Raw genomic sequence first — 17,649 nt, 5'->3', positions numbered from 1 at the left:
TTCATGAAATTGAAACAAAGTCCTTGTAAACAGAGTGTTTTAAACATTCTGGAGTAGGTTATAATAGAGTGAAAACTCTACAGCAAGGGGGAGAAGGCTTGAAAAAAGTATTACTGACGTTAACAATCGGTCTAGCGCTTGTTTTGTCCGCGTGCGGCGGAGGAAGCTCTAAAAATGAATCTGCTGGTGAATCTTCAGCGAGTGCAGAAGACATTGTGAAGAAAAACTGTACAGGCTGTCACGGAGTAGATTTAGGAGGAGCGAATGGACCAAGCTTGCAGCATGTAGGCAGCAAGCACTCAGAAGCTGAAATTGAAAACATTATCAATAATGGTCAAGGCGGTATGCCAAAGGGACTAATTAATGAAGAAGATGCAAAGAAAGTTGCTGCTTGGCTGGCAAAGAAAAAATAAGACGGATACCCGTCTTATTTTTGTGTTAAAGCTGCTTTAATTCTTGGTTTAAGACAATGGCTTGCTTTTGAGCTTTGACATCTTTTGCTATGTCTCCAGGTGCATTGGCTTCTCCAATGATGTATCCGCTAAAGGAAGAGCCAATAAAATCGACAATGTATTGAAATTGCATAATAAGAGGAAGAGCTTTTACAGATGCACCTGTGCCCCCTACTACTAATACATACACGCGCTTATTTTTCATTTGTTCTTTAAAGTTGATTGTCGAATCTCTAAGACTTTCAGACCAACGATCCACAAAGTTCTTCATTAATCCGCTCATACCGTACCAGTAAAGAGGCGTAACAAATAAAATAGTGTCGTGCGCTGCCATCTTTTTCGCTATATCATAATAATCATCTTGTTGATTGGTAAATCCAAGTTCATCGTGACGCATATCAGTAATGGGATTAATGGTATGCCGGCGCAAGTAAACTTCTTCCGTATTGATATCTTTTAAGACTGCTTTAGCTAATTCCTCCGTATTTCCGTTTTCTCGTGAACTTCCATAAATGGTGATCATGTTATCCCTCCTCATCGTTTTTCTTATTTATCATACCTTGTTTGTAAAAAAAGTAGACATGAATCTGCTTTGTCTAACGATATTCGTAAAAAATGAACAGCAAAAAACAACAGAATTATAAATAAGGATAAATTCTCATACCTTGCTAAAAATATCCTACTTATGTCATATTTGAAATAAAAATGTAATATTTTTGGGGCTTATTTTCACGAAGAGTGATGTTATAATGAGAAAGCGCGTGAGAAGAGTCGAATTTTTGGTTTGAATTGTAGAGTTTTGTCGTATTTTGACAAGTTTTACATAGTATTAAAATAACACACTTGATTAGGTGATTACTTATGATTGAAATGCAAAATGTATATAAAACGTATCCGAACGGTGTAAAAGCAATCAATGGCATTAGCATCAAGATTAATCAAGGTGAGTTTGCTTATATCGTAGGACCAAGTGGAGCAGGAAAATCCACTTTTATTAAAATGATGTATCGTGAAGAAAAGCCTTCTTCAGGAAATATCATTGTAAACGGTGCAAATGTAGCAAAAATAAAAGATAGCAGAGTTCCTATCTTTAGACGTCATATTGGTGTAGTCTTTCAAGATTTCAAGCTGCTTCCAAAATTAACGGTCTACGAAAACATTGCTTTTGCACTAGAAGTAATTGAGCAAAGTCCCGAAGAAATTAAAAAGCGAGTGCTAGAGGTGCTAGAGCTTGTTAAGTTAAAGGGTAAAATGGATTCTTTCCCTGATGAACTATCTGGAGGAGAGCAGCAGCGTGTGTCTATTGCGCGTTCAATTGTGAATAGTCCTAAGGTTGTCATCGCCGACGAACCGACAGGGAATCTTGATCCGGAGACTTCGTGGGAAATTATGGATATCTTTGAGGAGATTAATAAACGCGGTACGACTATTTTAATGGCAACGCATAACCGTGAAATTGTAAATACAATTCGAAAGCGCGTAATTGCGATTGAAAATGGGAATGTTGTGCGCGATGAAGTAAGAGGTGAATACGGATATGAAGGCTAGGACATTCGGTCGCCACTTACGTGAAGGATCTAAAAGTTTAGGAAGAAACGGCTGGATGACATTCGCATCTGCAAGTGCTGTTACCGTGACGCTCTTGCTTGTAGGCGTATTTTTTATGTTGATGATGAATTTAAACCACATTGCTAAATTGATTGAAAATGATGTGGAAATTCGCGTTCACGTTGATGCTGCAGCGACAGCAGATGATCGAAAAGCAATGAAGGAAAAGCTAGATGCAATTAAGCAAGTTGATACGGTGACGTTTTCTTCTAAAGATAAAGAGTTAAAAGATTTGATTAATAGTATGGGTGATGAAGGACAAGCTTTTGAACCGTTTGAACAGCAAAACCCATTAAATGATGTATTTGTTGTTAAAACAAAAGAGCCGACTGATGTCGCAAAAGTAGCTAAACAAATTGAGAAATATCCGTATGCAGCAAAAGTTCAATACGGCCAAGATCAAGTTGAAAAGTTATTTAAAGTGCTGAAAGTAGCTCGTAATATCGGAGTAGTGCTGATTTTAGGGCTTCTATTTACAGCAATGTTCCTAATTTCAAATACAATTAAAATTACGATTGTAGCTCGCCGTGAAGAGATTGAAATTATGCGCTTAGTTGGAGCCACAAACTCCTTTATTCGCTGGCCGTTCTTTATTGAAGGTCTGTTTTTAGGAGTGCTTGGTTCTATTGTGCCAATTGCAGTTATTATCGGTGTATACAGCGTTTTATATAATGAAGTTCAACCTAAATTTGATGGATTCTTTGAACTTTTACCTGCCTTTCCATTCGTGCTTCAAGTATCGCTACTGTTACTGTTAATCGGCGGTCTAATTGGGATGTGGGGAAGTACATTATCCATCCGTAAGTTCTTGCGAAAATAAGAATAGATTTTTAACATAATAGATTACAACAACCTCACATTTGATGTTTATCAAATGTGAGGTTGTTGTGTAATTACACATAAAAATAGAAAAAAGTGCTAATGGGGGTCTTGCTAATGCCCGTTTATACGGGGAAATATGTGCAGATGGGGAGAAACAAATGACACGTAAGACATTAGTAATGACAGCAGCAGTTTTAGTTGGACTAAGTGCGGCTTGGATAGGTAATGAAAAAATTGCTTATGCACAAAGTGCCAGCACTACTAAACTCAGTGATTTAGAGAAAAAAAGTGATGATGTGAACCAAAATATTAATCAAAATAAAGAGAAATTAAAAGAGGTTCAAGAAAAGCAAAAAAATGAAGAAGCTGAGATTGCGCGCTTGGATTCAGAAGTCGGACAAACGAATGCAGATATCCGCAGCCGTGAATCTGAAGTAGAAAAAGCAAAGCAAGACGTCGAAAAGCTGAAAAGCGAGATTGACGTTGTAAAAAAACGAATTGAAAAACAAAATGAGCTATTAAAAAAACGTGCTCGGGCTTTACAAGAAAATGGCGGGTCTGTGGATTACATAGATGTACTGCTAGGCTCTGAAAGCTTCGGAGACTTTATTAGCAGAGTGAGTGCGGTTTCGACAATTGTAGGGGCTGACCGTGATTTGTTAATGCAGCATGAAGCCGATAAAAAGGCAAAAGAAGAGAAAGAAACAAAAGTTCAAAACAAGCTAACGGAAGTAAATCAAGCGCTTGAAGAGCTTAAAAATCTTCGTGCGCAGCTGCAAAAACAAGTGGATGAAAAGAATCAGCTCATGCAAACGCTCAAAGATCAGGAAAAAGAATTTAATGAAGAAGCCGTTGGATTAGAAGAGCAAGCTTCTATTTTAGCTGATCAAAAAAATGCAGTACAAGCTCAACAGCAAGAAATTGAAAAAGCCGGGGCAACGGAGGAGGCACCCCCTGTTACAAGCGGGTCGTTTATGAGGCCAGCAAAGGGCCCGGTAACATCTCATTTTGGGTATCGAGAAACGTTTGGAAGAGGACACTATGGTATTGATATTGGAAAGCGAGGAGAAAGTGTGCCAGTTGTAGCCGCAGCAAGCGGAAAGGTAATTAGAGCATATCACTCTTCTTCTTTTGGTAATGCCGTATTTATTCGTCACAATGTAGAAGGTCAGACGTGGGTTACAGTTTATGCTCATTTAGAGAGCTACAGCGTCTCAAGCGGTCAATCTATCAATAAAGGTCAACAATTAGGTTATATAGGGAACACAGGACGTTCGTTTGGTGCTCACCTGCATTTTGAATTGCATAAAGGCGATTGGAAAGGTAAAAGTTCCGCTGTAAACCCTGAAAGTTATATTAAATTTTAAGTTCCTAGCATACGTGGTACAAGCTCAACATATAGTTTAACAAAAAGGCATCGCACTTGATTTGTGTGGTGCCTTTTGCTACAAATAACACATGCATCCTTTTTATTACATAGTTTTGGTTGTATCTATTATAATAAGAAGAGATGGCTTAAGGTTGAGGAGGATGAAAGAACTTGAATCGGAAAATCGTTGCACTATTAATGGCACTCTCCTTAGTTGTTGGAGCAGCTGGTACATATTTTGGCATTCAGTATGCAAATGCTGGAACGGTCAGTACCCCCCTTACAACTTCTTCAAATGATAGTAAAGTGGAAAAGGAAGAGCTAGACAAAATCAAGCAAGCTTATGAACTGATATCTTCAAAATATTACAAAGATGTAGATGACAAAAAATTATTAGATGGCGCAATCCAAGGGATGGTACAAACCTTAGGAGACCCTCACTCATCTTACATGGATAAGAAAACGGCACAGCAATTCACGCAGTCTCTTGATTCATCGTTTGAGGGAATTGGCGCTGAAGTAAGCATGGTAGATGGAAAAGTAACAATCGTAGCTCCGTTTAAACAATCTCCTGCGGAAAAAGCAGGATTAAAACCAAATGATCAGATTTTAAAGATCGATGGTAAAAGTATCGCGGGTCTGGAATTGAATGAAGCAGTATTAAAAATTCGCGGTAAAAAAGGCTCTACCGTGACATTAGATGTTCAACGACCGGGCGTGAAAGAAACGATGAAAGTAAAAGTTGTAAGAGATGAGATTCCAATTGAAACCGTCTATTCTTCTGTTAAAAATGTAAACAATAAAAAAATTGGCTACATGGAAATTACGTCATTCTCTGAATCAACGGGAGACGAATTTACGAAACAGTTGAAAAAACTTGAAAATAAAAATATCGATGGCTTAGTTCTAGACGTTCGGGGAAATCCTGGTGGCTATTTAACGAGCGTTGAAAAAATGCTTGATAAATTAGTAACGAATAAAAAGCCATATATCCAAATTGAAGATCGTAACGGTGAACGTCAAAAAGTGGTTTCTTCAATGAAAAAGCAAAAGGATTATCCAATTGTGGCCTTGATTGATGGAGGGAGTGCATCCGCTTCTGAAATTCTTGCCGGGGCATTAAAAGAAGCAGGAGGATACAAGCTAGTCGGTGAAAAATCCTATGGAAAAGGAACCGTTCAACAAGCTGTTCCAATGGAAGACGGCAGTAATTTAAAATTAACGTTCTATAAATGGCTAACGCCTGATGGAAACTGGATTAACGAAAAAGGTATAAAGCCAACAGTAGAAGTCAAGCAGCCGGATTATTATTATGCAAATCCAATTCAAGTTGATAAAAAGCCATTAACACGTGATATGACAGGTGACCAAGTGAAGAATGCTCAAGTGATGCTAAAAGGCCTTGGCTTTGAACCTGGACGTACAGACGGATACTTTAGTAAAGAGACAGAAACAGCTGTAACTGCATTCCAAAAAGCCAATAAGCAAAAAGCTACAGGTGAAATCGATGAAGATACAGCAGCGCTTTTACAAACAAAACTTCTAGAAAAAATTAAATCAAAAGATGAAGATCGTCAGCTTCAAACGGCTTTAAAGCTAGCTAGTCAATAAGAAGTAGAAAAAGTTCCGTGCTTTTCCAAAGCACGGAACTTTTTTAGTAAAAACAACATTGTCGGTTAGTGATGCATTTTGATAAAATAAAGAAGCCTATGATACATAACAATCAATCGTAAATGTTGTAATAAAAATGTGAAAAATACAGGTGGTGAAAAAATGGATTTTGCATTAGAGCTTTTAAAAGGTATCGGACGTTTGTTTTTACATCCGTTAACTTATTTATTTCTGCTCGTCTCGTTTTTTGTAGGTCTTTCTCGCGTCAAGAGAGAGCGTCAGAATTTTCATGTTCGCGTGTTTGATTTTATTTTAGAAGCAAAATATTTATTTTTTCCAGGTATCATTATTGGGTTGATTTTATCCGTTGTTACCGTGTTGCTAGGTGTCTATGTATCTATAGGAATGATTGTACTTGTAGCTGTTTTAACTTTTATCATAAGCGGCCCTTGGACGTTTAAATGGCTTTCTCCTTCTTACACCGTAGGACTGGCTGTGCTTGCAACCTTGGTTATTCCGGCATCTGGTTTCGGTGAAGGATTTATTCAAACGTGGTCTGTGCAAGCTCATAACGCAGATTTACCTTCTCTGACTATTTTAATGTCTCTGCTTGTATTAGCAGAAGGATATTTAATTTGGAAATTTGGAGCAAAAGGTACGTCTCCAGCCATTGTGAAAAGTAAAAGAGGGCAGGAAATTGGAGCTCATTACTCTCAAAAATTATGGGTTGTCCCGCTTTTTGTCTTAATTCCAGGCAGCGCCATTACGTCTGTGTTTCCATGGTGGCCTGTGTTATCTATTGACGGAACGTCATTTAGCCTGTTTTTTGTTCCTTTTGCTATCGGTTTTTATCAGCGAATTCAAAGTATGGTGCCGTTTAAATCTATTGAATTTACCGGTAAGCGTGTATTAGCATTAGGCGTGGGATTAACGGTCATTACGATTGCTGCCATTTTTTATCCTCTTGCCGCTGTAGCTGTTGTTATTCTAGCGATCATAGGAAGAGAGTGGATTCGTTTGCAGCAGCGTCGGAGCGATGAAAAAGCGCCCGCACTATTTACTAAGCGTACACAAGGTTTGGTTGTGTTAGGAATCATCCCTCATTCTCCGGCAGAGAAAATGGGTTTGAAAGTAGGAGAAGTGATTATTAAGGTAAATGGAATCGCTGTATCTGAAGTCCATAAATTTTATGAAGCATTACAAGTTAATAACCGTGCTTTTTGTAAGCTAGAAGTTATTGACGAAAATGGAGAAGTTCGCTTTACTCAGCGAGCATTGTATGACAACGAACATCATGAACTAGGTATTTTGTTTGTACACAATTATACAAAACGTGATTCACAAGCTGGTTAAAAGACGGATAAAAAGGAGAAATGTTTGTGGAAGTCAAAACGATTGCCGCAGTTTTTCTACCCGCCATATTGCTTGTTCTGTTTGCTAGAGTAACATATAACTTATATGTTGCCACAGCGCTGACGCTTTTGTTGATAGCTGTTTCTGTATATAAAGGGTACGCAGATTATCCGCTTATTATTTTAATAGATTTACTTTCAGCAGCCATCGGTTTTATATATGCAAAAAGCATGCTAGCAGCTGGAAAATAAAGATTGTTGGTTTGATGATAAGTTAATCGCTTATTATTAAACTGTACACAAAAGCTCTCTGCACAACGTGGAGAGCTTTTGTGTGTAAAAAAGTGAGTTAGAACTTATAACAATATTGTTTCGGTTCATTTAATGAGCGAGTATAATCAAATTAATTAGACAAATATGTTTATTTGTAAAATATTTTAAACACTTATGTATAAATTTATTTAAATAAGTGTACAGAAATGTGAGGAGGGTATAGAAAAATAAAATTATTAATCTGAAAATTTAGTTTATTTTTTTAATTTTAAAAAATAAAAGGAGGTTTAGGATTGATGGAAGTATTAATGAGAACGATGTTTCAGTCGCTTGGCAAAAATCATTCAATGAACAAATTAGCTAAAAAGTATGGATTGAGGATGGGGGCAGCTCGTTTTGTTGCTGGAGACTCAACCGAATCAGCAATTCAAACATCTAAGGAGCTTAACAATAATGGAAAAGTTGTTACACTTGATCATTTAGGAGAATTTGTTTTTACAGAAGAGGAAGCCAGGTTGTCTACTGCCATGTGCATTCAGACACTAGAAGCCATTGCAGAATCGGGCGTTCAATCAAATTTATCATTAAAGATGACTTCTTTAGGATTGGATATTAGCAAAGAGCTTTGTATGGAAAATATGCGCAGAATTCTACACACGGCCAGAATGAATAATATTTTTGTTCGAATTGATATGGAAGACTACTTGCACTGCCAAATCTCCCTTGATATGTATAAAGAATTACGCAAAGAATTTGATAATGTTGGAATTGTGATTCAAGCGTATCTTTATCGTACAGAACAAGATATGAATGACTTACATCAATATCAAGCTAATTTACGTCTAGTAAAAGGAGCTTATAAAGAATCACCAGAAGTATCATTTCCAGAAAAGAAAGACGTAGATGAAAACTATAAAAAAATCATTAAAATGCATTTATTAAATGGTCACTATACAGCTGTAGCAAGTCATGATGAAGAAATGATTCAGTACACAAAACGATTAGTAAGAGAAAATAGTATTTCAAATGACCAATTTGAGTTCCAAATGCTTTATGGAATTTGCGTAGAGCTGCAGGACCGTCTAGTAAAAGAAGGATATAAAGTCAGGGTTTATGTTCCTTACGGCATTGATTGGTTTGGGTATTTCATGAGACGCCTAGCCGAACGTCCCGCCAACGTATGGTTCGTGCTGAAAAACTTCGCGAAATAAATTTCTAATTAAAGGGGACTGGTTGAAATGACAGTAAGTACAAAAATCTCAGTTTTTAAAAATGAACCGTTTACTGATTTTTCGTTAGAAGAGAATAAACAAGCGATGCAAGCGGCGTTAATGAAAGTGAAAAAAGAATTGGGACAAACATATCCTCTCACGATTGGAAAGGATAAAATCTCAACAGAAGAAGTGATTGTCTCTACGAACCCGGGAAAAGTAGATGAAGTGATTGGGAGAGTAAGCCGTGGCACTAAAGCTTATGCTGAGCAGGCAATGCAAGAAGCATCAGCAGCATTTCAATCATGGAAGCACGTCCCGCCTGCTGAACGTGCTGATTATTTATTCAAAGCAGCAGAGCTGATGAGAAAAAGAAAGTATGAATTTTCTGCCATGCTCGTTTATGAAGTGGGGAAAAACTGGGCAGAAGCTGATGCGGATACCGCGGAAGCTATTGACTTTATGGAATTTTATGCGCGAGAAATGATTCGTTTAAGTGAAACGAATGAGCATCGGCCTTTAACGCCGGTAGAAGGTGAAACAACAGAGATGACGTATATTCCTTTAGGAGTAGGAGTAGTCATTTCACCTTTTAATTTTCCGCTTGCCATTATGGCTGGAACGACTGTAGCTGGAATTGTATCTGGAAATGCGGTTATTTTAAAGCCAGCTGATTCTGCACCGGTTATTGCTGCGAAATTTGTTCAATTAATGGAGGAAGTCGGTCTTCCGTCTGGTGTTCTAAATTTTATCCCTGGAGATGGCATAGAAGTTGGAGAATATTTAGTCGAACATCCTCAAACTCGTTTTATTTCTTTTACGGGATCAAGAGAAGTAGGATGTCGTATTTATGAACGTGCTTCAAAAGTACAGTCTGGACAAATTTGGCTGAAACGCGTCATTGCTGAAATGGGAGGAAAAGATGGCGTTGTAGTAGATGAAACGGCAGACTTAGACGCGGCAGCGCAAGCGATCGTAGCATCTGCGTTTGGATTTCAAGGCCAAAAGTGTTCCGCTGGCTCTCGAGCGATTATTGTAGAATCTGTTTATGAAGAGGTTGCCCAAAAGGTAGCCGCATTAACAAAAGAATTAACCGTCGGACTGCCTGAAGACAACCCTTCTATGGGACCTGTTATTGATCAAAAAGCGTATGAAAAAGTATTGGCCTACATTGAAATTGGCAAAGAAGAAGGAAAGCTTATTGCCGGGGGAGCTAAAGCTCCCGGAAATGGCTATTATGTAGAACCTACAGTATTCAAAGATGTGGATTCAAAAGCACGAATTATGCAAGAAGAGATTTTTGGACCGGTCCTTGCGTTGACAAAAGCAGCTAACTGGGAAGAAGCCATTGAGATTTACAATGAAACTGATTACGGTTTAACGGGAGCCTTTTTCTCTGAAACCGAAGAGAGAATTCAAAGGGCGTTAGCTACCATGCACTGCGGTAACTTATATATTAACAAAAAATGTACAGGAGCATTAGTTGGTGTTCATCCTTTTGGCGGTTTTAATATGTCCGGAACGGACTCGAAAGCCGGAGGGTATGATTATCTTCTATTATTTACACAAGGGAAGATGACAGCGAGAAAACAGAAATAAGTTCAGTCTATAGGAAATCAAAAAATTCGACACGAAGCATCTTTGGCTTCGTGTCGAATTTTTTGATTAGTTTAATCCATATTCTTTGATTTTGTTGTAAAGGGTGCCGCGTGAAATGCCAAGCAGATCCGCTGCTGCACTTTTGTTTCCATAGGTTTTTTGAAGAGTCTCTTCTATTAGCCTAGCTTCTTGGAGAGAATCTTCTTCTTTTTGAACTTCTGTGAAAGAACTTGCATCCTTCAGGTTGTCAGGAAGGTGCGTAAGGGTAATCAACGACTGATCACTTAGAAAAGTCATTCGTTCAATCGTATTTCTCAGCTCGCGAATATTGCCTGGCCAATCGTATTGCATAAAGGCTTCGAGAACTTCAGAGCTGATGAAAGGAGCCTTCTTTTTATACTTTTTACTAAATTCCTGTACAAATTGCTGAGTTAATGCTTCAATGTCTTCTTTATGGTCTCGAAGCGGCGGAATGATAATATTAATGACGGTCAGCAAATAGTAAAGGTTTTCATGGAATTCACCGGCTTTTAGCAACTCTTCCAAAGGCGTCGTGGTAGAGGCTACAATTCGGGTTTGAACTTGAATTTCTTCCGTGCCTCCAACGTGATAAAAGGATCGTTCTTCCAAGTAACGGAGAAACTTAACTTGAATTTCGAGAGGCATTTTATCAATTTCTTCAATAAATAGCGTCCCGTTATGAGCCTGCTCGAGTTTTCCTGCAATGGTTGTTGGATCTTCTGAAAAGACATCTTTTTGATGACCAAAGAGCTCAATTTCCAAGAGTCCCGATGGAATAGTCGCGCAGTTTAAAGATAAAAAAGGTTCTTTATGTTTGGATCCGCCGTAGTGAATGGCCTGAGCCAGCATTTCTTTCCCAGAACCAGGTTCTCCTGTTAATAAAATAGGCATATCTGTAGATGCCACTTTTTTGGCAATGTCAACGGCTTGCTTAATTTCAGGACTGATACCCGCGAAAGAAGAAAATGGATTATCTTTTGGAATGAGAAGAGACACATCAATTTCTTCATTTAATCGTACAATATTGGTAATGTCATGTTCGGTTGCGACTCCACCTATGACTCGGTTATTTCTTATAATAGGAGATGCATTGATGAGCACGTGAGTTTGTTCATTAGGACGATGATACGTTCCGCGCACAGGACGCCCTTCATTTAGAATCGTATGTAGAATGATGGATTCATCTTTGAAATGCTCTCCGATTTTTCTCCCCATAATATCATCTCTCTGAATCTTATACGTATGTTCCGCAGCAGTATTCCACAAGATTACATTTCCTTCATTATCGACCGCTGTCACTGCATCATTAATGGTTTCTGCCAATGTATCAAAATAGGAAGCTAATATCTCATTTTGGCTCTGCAAATGTGTAATCCACTGTGAAGGTGTTACAAGTCCTATTGTGGTTTCTTGGTTTTCTGCTTGAATGAGGACTGGTCTGTTCCAGTTTGTGTTGGCTTGTAAATTGGCTAACGTAGAAGTAGAAGATGAAGGCCAATTTGTATCCGCTATTACTTTTTTTATGGACGATGCCTCGTCATGACCTGTTAAAAGGTATCGTTCATCTTTTTGTATTACATAAAAGGTACTTGCTGTGACTACAACGAAGTCGTAGTTGGAAAGTTCAGATGTCACTTTAGCTAAAGAAGTTGATTCTTCAACTGTTATAAAGGAGTTATTTATAAGAACTTGATCAACGCTTGCCATACTAAACCCCTCTCAGTACATATTTTTTATACTGTATCATAATTTAGAAATTGGCGCAAAAGCCTATTTTTTTCAAACAATCATGCAGCTTACTTTCTTTTATTGCTTTCATCCAAAGAGTTGTATTTCCTTCGAAAAGGGTAGTATAAGAATTTAGTGGGTAATAAAGTAACAGGGTAAAAAATAAAAACAAACAAACACTATATAAGATTAATACTGATTAGTTTCATTTATGAGTATAAAGTGATAAAATACGAATATCAGTTCGTGTTTTCGGTTTTTACATATCGTAATAAAAAATAGATAAAACAAGAAAATGGAAACGGAGGCCTTCATTTGAAAGATCAGTTTGAATTAGTATCCCCATATCAACCGCAAGGTGATCAGCCAAAGGCAATTGAAAAGATTGTGAAAGGAATTAAAGAAGGTAAGCAGCATCAAGTTTTATTAGGTGCTACAGGAACGGGAAAAACCTTCACCATGTCTAATGTTATTAAGGAAATAAATAAGCCGACATTAATTATGGCTCATAACAAAACGCTTGCTGGTCAATTGTACAGTGAGTTTAAAGAGTTTTTTCCTAATAATGCAGTCGAATACTTTGTCAGTTACTATGATTACTATCAGCCTGAAGCCTATGTACCTCAAACAGATACATTTATTGAAAAAGATGCAAGCATTAATGATGAAATTGATAAACTTCGTCACTCGGCAACTTCTTCTCTTTTTGAACGAAAAGATGTCATTATTATTGCCAGCGTATCCTGTATTTATGGCTTAGGGTCTCCGGAAGAATACAAAGAAATGGTCGTATCTCTTCGAGTAGGAATGGAGAAAGAGCGTAATCAGCTGCTTCGTACGCTAGTAGATGTACAGTACGAAAGAAATGATATTGACTTTAAACGCGGAACGTTTCGCGTTCGCGGTGATGTTGTGGAGATTTTCCCTGTATCTCGAGATGAACACTGTATTCGCGTCGAGTTTTTCGGTGATGAAATTGACCGCATTCGAGAAGTTGACGCTCTAACAGGAGAAATCATTGGTGATCGTGAACATGTAGCTATCTTCCCGGCATCTCACTTTGTCACGAGAGAAGAAAAAATGCGTGTTGCCATTCAAAATATTGAAAAAGAACTAGAAGAACAGCTAGAGAAGCTAAAAGAAGCAGGCAAGCTTTTAGAAGCGCAGCGCTTGGAGCAGCGCACGCGCTACGACCTAGAAATGATGAGAGAAATGGGCTTTTGTTCGGGAATCGAGAACTACTCTCGTCATTTAACGCTTCGTCCCGCTGGTTCTACACCTTATACACTGCTGGACTTCTTCCCTGAAGATTTCCTTCTTGTTGTGGATGAATCACACGTTACGATTCCTCAAGTTAGAGGAATGTACAATGGAGACCAAGCACGTAAACAAGTGTTAGTAGACCATGGTTTCCGCTTGCCGTCCGCATTAGATAACCGCCCGCTTAAATTTGATGAATTTGAACAGCATATTAACCAAATTGTTCATGTTTCTGCAACACCAGGTCCTTACGAACTTGAGAAGGCACCTGATGTGATTGAACAAATTATCCGTCCAACGGGATTATTGGATCCAAATATTGAAGTTCGACCAATTGAAGGACAGATTGATGATTTAATTGGAGAAATTCATGATCGGATTAAGCGAAATGAACGAGTGCTCGTTACGACGTTAACAAAGAAAATGTCTGAGGATTTAACGAACTACTTAAAAGAAATTGGCATTAAAGTTCAATATCTTCACTCTGAGGTGAAGACGCTCGAGCGTATTGAAATTATCCGAGAGCTGCGGCTTGGAAAATATGATGTGCTTGTAGGAATTAACTTACTTCGTGAAGGTTTAGATATTCCGGAGGTTTCGTTAGTAACCATATTAGATGCCGACAAAGAAGGATTCTTACGTTCAGAACGATCGCTTATTCAAACCATCGGACGTGCTGCACGAAATGCTAATGGACATGTCATTATGTATGCAGATCGCATCACAAACTCCATGGACATTGCTATCAATGAGACCAAGCGTCGTAGAAGTATTCAAGAAGCTTACAATGAAGAGCATGGTATTACACCGACAACGATTCAAAAAGAAGTTCGAGGCTCAATTCGTGCAACAGTAGTAGCAGAAGATACAGAAACGTATGAAGAAGCACCGGCATTTGATAAGCTCAACAAAAAAGAAAAAGCAAAGCTCGTAGAAGAAATGGAACAAGAAATGAAAGAAGCAGCCAAAGCGCTTAACTTTGAACGCGCAGCTGAGCTTCGTGACTTGATTCTAGAATTAAAAGCGGAAGGGTGATAAAACATGGCGATGGAAAAAATCGTGGTAAAAGGTGCACGAGCCCACAATTTGCAAAATATCGATATTGAAATCCCACGAGACAAATTAGTGGTATTAACAGGGTTATCAGGTTCTGGTAAATCTTCTTTGGCATTCGATACAATCTATGCAGAAGGACAAAGACGTTATGTCGAGTCGCTTTCGGCATATGCAAGACAGTTTTTAGGTCAAATGGATAAGCCGGATGTAGATTCAATCGAAGGATTGTCGCCTGCTATTTCAATCGACCAAAAAACAACGAGCAGAAACCCTCGTTCAACCGTCGGAACTGTGACGGAAATCTATGACTATTTGCGCCTTTTGTTTGCTCGTGTAGGAAAGCCGATTTGTCCTAATCATGGAATCGAAATTACATCTCAAACGATTGAGCAAATGGTAGATAGAATTTTAGAGTACCCTGAACGCACAAAGCTTCAAGTACTGGCACCTGTGGTATCTGGCCGAAAAGGCACCCACGTAAAAGTGTTAGAAGATATTAAAAAGGAAGGGTACGTTCGCATTCGAGTAGACGGAGAAATGCGTGAAATAACAGAAGAAATTGAACTGGAAAAAAACAAAAAGCACTCCATTGAAGTAGTGATTGATCGCGTTGTTGTAAAAGAAGGTGTAGCCGCTCGTTTGTCGGACTCTTTGGAATCAGCTCTTCGCCTTGGAGAAGGGAAAGTAATTATTGATGTGATAGGTGAAGAAGAACTGCTTTTTAGTGAGCATCATGCTTGCCCAAAATGTGGTTTCTCCATTGGAGAGCTTGAGCCCCGCATGTTTTCATTTAATAGTCCGTACGGGGCGTGTCCAACTTGTGACGGGTTAGGCACGAAATTAGAAGTGGATAAAGATTTAGTTATTCCTAACTATGACTTAACGCTTCGTCAGCACGCAATTGCACCTTGGGAGCCAACAAGTTCTCAATACTATCCGCAGCTGCTTGAAGCCGTATGTACACATTACGGCATCGATATGGACGTGCCGGTGCGAGATATCCCGGAACATTTATTTGATAAAGTATTATATGGCAGCGGTAAAGAAAAAATTTACTTTCGCTATGAAAATGATTTTGGCCAAGTAAGAGAAAATCATATCGAATTTGAAGGCGTGCTTCGGAATGTAGAGCGCCGTTATCATGAAACAAGTTCAGATTATATCCGTGAGCAAATGGAAAAGTACATGGCTCAGCAAGCTTGTCCAAAATGTAAAGGAAATCGCTTGAAACGGGAAAGCTTAGCGGTGCTTATTGACGAAAAGCATATAGGAGATACAACCCGCTTCTCAGTAAAAGAAGCATATGATTTTTTTGAAAGTCTCAGCCTATCTGAAAAAGACATGAAGATTGCGGATATGATACTGCGTGAAATTCGTGAGCGTCTAAGCTTTCTTATTAACGTGGGACTTGATTACTTAACATTAAACCGCTCTGCTGGAACTCTCTCAGGAGGAGAAGCACAGCGGATCCGTTTAGCTACTCAAATTGGTTCTCGCTTGACGGGGGTTCTTTATATTTTAGATGAACCTTCTATCGGTCTTCATCAGCGTGACAATGATCGCTTAATTCGCACAATGCAAGATATGCGCGATATTGGAAATACGTTGATTGTTGTAGAACATGACGAAGATACGATGATGGCAGCTGATTATTTAATTGATATCGGACCAGGAGCCGGAGTACACGGGGGTGCTGTGGTTTCTCAAGGTACGCCTCAGGAAGTGATGGAGGATGAAAACTCTTTAACGGGTCAATATCTATCAGGAGAGAAGTTTATTCCTCTTCCAGCGGAAAGACGGTCAATAGATAAAGATCGAATGATTGAAATTATAGGAGCAAAAGAAAACAATTTAAAAAATGTAAAAGCAAAGCTTCCGTTAGGTATGTTCACGGCTGTTACAGGTGTATCCGGATCAGGTAAGAGTACGTTGGTAAATGATATCCTTCATAAATCATTGGCGCAAAAGCTGCATAAAGCAAAAAGCAAAGCAGGAGAACATAAAGAAATCAAAGGCATTGAACACTTAGATAAAGTCATTGATATTGATCAGTCTCCCATAGGCCGTACGCCTCGTTCGAACCCTGCAACGTATACAGGTGTATTCGATGACATTCGAGATGTATTTGCCCAAACAAACGAAGCAAAAGTGCGCGGATATAAAAAAGGCCGTTTTAGCTTTAACGTGAAAGGCGGCCGCTGTGAAGCTTGTCGAGGAGACGGTATTATCAAAATTGAAATGCATTTCTTGCCAGATGTATACGTCCCTTGTGAAGTCTGCCACGGCAAACGATATAACCGTGAAACTTTAGAAGTGAAATACAAAGATCAAAACATTTCAGATGTGTTGGATATGACCGTTGAAGACGCGCTTCACTTCTTTGAAAACATTCCAAAGATTAAGCGGAAGCTGCAGACAATTTACGATGTAGGACTTGGCTATATCACGCTTGGACAGCCGGCTACTACTTTATCCGGTGGAGAGGCACAGCGTGTAAAGTTAGCCTCAGAGCTTCACCGCCGCTCAACAGGAAGAACGCTGTACATTTTAGACGAACCGACTACCGGTCTTCATGTCGATGATATTGCACGATTATTAAAAGTGCTCCAGCGTTTAGTTGAAAATGGAGATACAGTTCTAGTGATCGAACATAATTTAGACGTCATTAAAGCTGCTGATTACCTGCTTGATTTAGGGCCTGAAGGTGGAGATAAAGGCGGACAAATTGTGGCTATGGGTACGCCAGAAGAAGTGGCAAAAGTAAAAGAATCCTATACGGGTCATTATTTGAAGCCAATTTTAGAACGTGACCGTAAGCGTATGGAGAAGAAAGTTGAAAAAGCAGAGGCATTAACTCGTTAAAAGACACCAGCATTGGTGTCTTTTTTATAAAGAATGAAACTTTTTAACTCATTAAACCGTAATACATGATATAAGGAGCTGATTATTATGGAAGGAAATCGCATACTATCTTCCTTAAATTATTTTAGCGTTTTCTTTGCACCATTTTTATTACCTATTATTATTTATTTTGTTGTTCATAACATAGAAGTAAAGAAACATGCAAAAACTGCATTTTTGTCACATTTATTACCTATCGCTACAGCGATCTTGTTCTTATTTTTCTTGCTTCCTGCTCTTACTGGCTCTAGTGGAACGGTATTTATTCTTTTAATTGTAGCTTTAGTTGTTGTTTCTTTAGTTAATGTTGTTGTGTTTGTATGGAATATTGTAAAAGGGATACAAATATTAAGCAGATAAAAGTTAAATGACTAAAACGCAAAGAG

The 17,649-nt window shown here is 38.6% G+C and carries 14 protein-coding genes; 12 read left to right on the top strand and 2 right to left on the bottom strand.

Annotation, left to right across the window (positions count from 1 at the left end; translation table 11 throughout):
* Positions 1 to 98: 98 nt before the first annotated feature.
* Positions 99 to 413, top strand: coding sequence for a cytochrome c551 (gene cccB, locus OK414_RS26480; protein WP_013059743.1), 315 nt, complete (start codon positions 99 to 101; stop codon positions 411 to 413).
* Between the two features lie 25 nt (positions 414 to 438).
* Here the strand turns inward: cccB and OK414_RS26475 are convergent, their stop codons facing one another.
* Entirely contained in the window at positions 439 to 975 is a 537-nt protein-coding gene (locus tag OK414_RS26475; protein ID WP_013085415.1) for a flavodoxin family protein, read from the bottom strand.
* A 338-nt stretch (positions 976 to 1,313) separates the two neighbouring features.
* Here OK414_RS26475 and ftsE point away from each other — a divergent pair, with 338 nt between their 5' ends.
* From ftsE to pruA, 8 genes are all read left to right on the top strand, one after another.
* The gene (ftsE, locus tag OK414_RS26470) at positions 1,314 to 2,000 is read left to right on the top strand and encodes a cell division ATP-binding protein FtsE (RefSeq protein WP_013085414.1); all 687 of its coding nucleotides are present in this window, start codon (positions 1,314 to 1,316) and stop codon (positions 1,998 to 2,000) included.
* The gene (gene ftsX / locus OK414_RS26465; RefSeq protein WP_016765882.1) at positions 1,990 to 2,880 is read left to right on the top strand and encodes a permease-like cell division protein FtsX; all 891 of its coding nucleotides are present in this window, start codon (positions 1,990 to 1,992) and stop codon (positions 2,878 to 2,880) included. The genes ftsE and ftsX overlap by 11 nt, the downstream gene beginning before the upstream one ends.
* 160 nt (positions 2,881 to 3,040) lie before the next feature.
* A complete protein-coding gene (locus OK414_RS26460) occupies positions 3,041 to 4,249 on the top strand; it encodes a murein hydrolase activator EnvC family protein (protein ID WP_034648370.1) in 1,209 nt (402 codons plus the stop codon).
* Between the two features lie 173 nt (positions 4,250 to 4,422).
* Positions 4,423 to 5,862, top strand: a complete 1,440-nt coding sequence (locus OK414_RS26455) for a S41 family peptidase (RefSeq protein ID WP_013059738.1) — start codon at positions 4,423 to 4,425, stop codon at positions 5,860 to 5,862.
* 162 nt (positions 5,863 to 6,024) lie between these two features.
* Entirely contained in the window at positions 6,025 to 7,215 is a 1,191-nt protein-coding gene (locus tag OK414_RS26450) for a PDZ domain-containing protein (RefSeq protein ID WP_016765880.1), read from the top strand.
* Positions 7,216 to 7,241: 26 nt separating this feature from the next.
* Complete coding sequence (locus tag OK414_RS26445; RefSeq protein WP_013059736.1) at positions 7,242 to 7,466, top strand: DUF2198 family protein; 225 nt, start codon at positions 7,242 to 7,244, stop codon at positions 7,464 to 7,466.
* A gap of 317 nt (positions 7,467 to 7,783) precedes the next feature.
* Positions 7,784 to 8,698 (top strand): proline dehydrogenase, encoded by a 915-nt coding sequence (locus tag OK414_RS26440; protein ID WP_263045942.1) that lies wholly within the window; start codon positions 7,784 to 7,786, stop codon positions 8,696 to 8,698.
* Between the two features lie 27 nt (positions 8,699 to 8,725).
* Positions 8,726 to 10,297: an L-glutamate gamma-semialdehyde dehydrogenase gene (gene pruA / locus OK414_RS26435; RefSeq protein WP_034648381.1), complete on the top strand. Its 1,572-nt coding sequence runs from the start codon at positions 8,726 to 8,728 to the stop codon at positions 10,295 to 10,297.
* Positions 10,298 to 10,363: 66 nt separating this feature from the next.
* Here pruA and OK414_RS26430 read toward each other — a convergent pair whose 3' ends face one another.
* The gene (locus tag OK414_RS26430) at positions 10,364 to 12,025 is read right to left on the bottom strand and encodes a sigma-54 interaction domain-containing protein (protein ID WP_034648388.1); all 1,662 of its coding nucleotides are present in this window, start codon (positions 12,023 to 12,025) and stop codon (positions 10,364 to 10,366) included.
* Between the two features lie 336 nt (positions 12,026 to 12,361).
* Between OK414_RS26430 and uvrB the strand changes: the two genes are divergently transcribed.
* The 3 genes from uvrB (at position 12,362) to OK414_RS26415 (ending at position 17,623) form a co-directional block, all read left to right on the top strand.
* A complete protein-coding gene (gene uvrB, locus OK414_RS26425; RefSeq protein ID WP_013059732.1) occupies positions 12,362 to 14,341 on the top strand; it encodes an excinuclease ABC subunit UvrB in 1,980 nt (659 codons plus the stop codon).
* Positions 14,342 to 14,347: 6 nt separating this feature from the next.
* Complete coding sequence (gene uvrA / locus OK414_RS26420; protein WP_013085407.1) at positions 14,348 to 17,224, top strand: excinuclease ABC subunit UvrA; 2,877 nt, start codon at positions 14,348 to 14,350, stop codon at positions 17,222 to 17,224.
* Between the two features lie 87 nt (positions 17,225 to 17,311).
* Positions 17,312 to 17,623, top strand: coding sequence for a hypothetical protein (locus OK414_RS26415; protein ID WP_013059730.1), 312 nt, complete (start codon positions 17,312 to 17,314; stop codon positions 17,621 to 17,623).
* The last annotated feature ends 26 nt before the right edge of the window (positions 17,624 to 17,649 follow it).

The sequence above is a fragment of the Priestia sp. JV24 genome (genome assembly GCF_025910025.1).
Classification (GTDB): domain Bacteria; phylum Bacillota; class Bacilli; order Bacillales; family Bacillaceae_H; genus Priestia; species Priestia megaterium.
The sequence above is the reverse complement of the archived record's forward strand: the minus strand, read 5'-3'. Positions and strand labels throughout refer to the sequence as shown.

Coding starts and splice junctions, on each gene's coding strand:
- OK414_RS26430 (WP_034648388.1), bottom strand. CDS start 12,025: ATGGCAAGCGTTGATCAAGTTCTTATAAATAACTCCTTTATAACAGTT.
- ftsE (WP_013085414.1), top strand. CDS start 1,314: ATGATTGAAATGCAAAATGTATATAAAACGTATCCGAACGGTGTAAAA.
- OK414_RS26460 (WP_034648370.1), top strand. CDS start 3,041: ATGACACGTAAGACATTAGTAATGACAGCAGCAGTTTTAGTTGGACTA.
- pruA (WP_034648381.1), top strand. CDS start 8,726: ATGACAGTAAGTACAAAAATCTCAGTTTTTAAAAATGAACCGTTTACT.
- ftsX (WP_016765882.1), top strand. CDS start 1,990: ATGAAGGCTAGGACATTCGGTCGCCACTTACGTGAAGGATCTAAAAGT.
- OK414_RS26415 (WP_013059730.1), top strand. CDS start 17,312: ATGGAAGGAAATCGCATACTATCTTCCTTAAATTATTTTAGCGTTTTC.
- OK414_RS26475 (WP_013085415.1), bottom strand. CDS start 975: ATGATCACCATTTATGGAAGTTCACGAGAAAACGGAAATACGGAGGAA.
- OK414_RS26450 (WP_016765880.1), top strand. CDS start 6,025: ATGGATTTTGCATTAGAGCTTTTAAAAGGTATCGGACGTTTGTTTTTA.
- uvrA (WP_013085407.1), top strand. CDS start 14,348: ATGGCGATGGAAAAAATCGTGGTAAAAGGTGCACGAGCCCACAATTTG.
- OK414_RS26440 (WP_263045942.1), top strand. CDS start 7,784: ATGGAAGTATTAATGAGAACGATGTTTCAGTCGCTTGGCAAAAATCAT.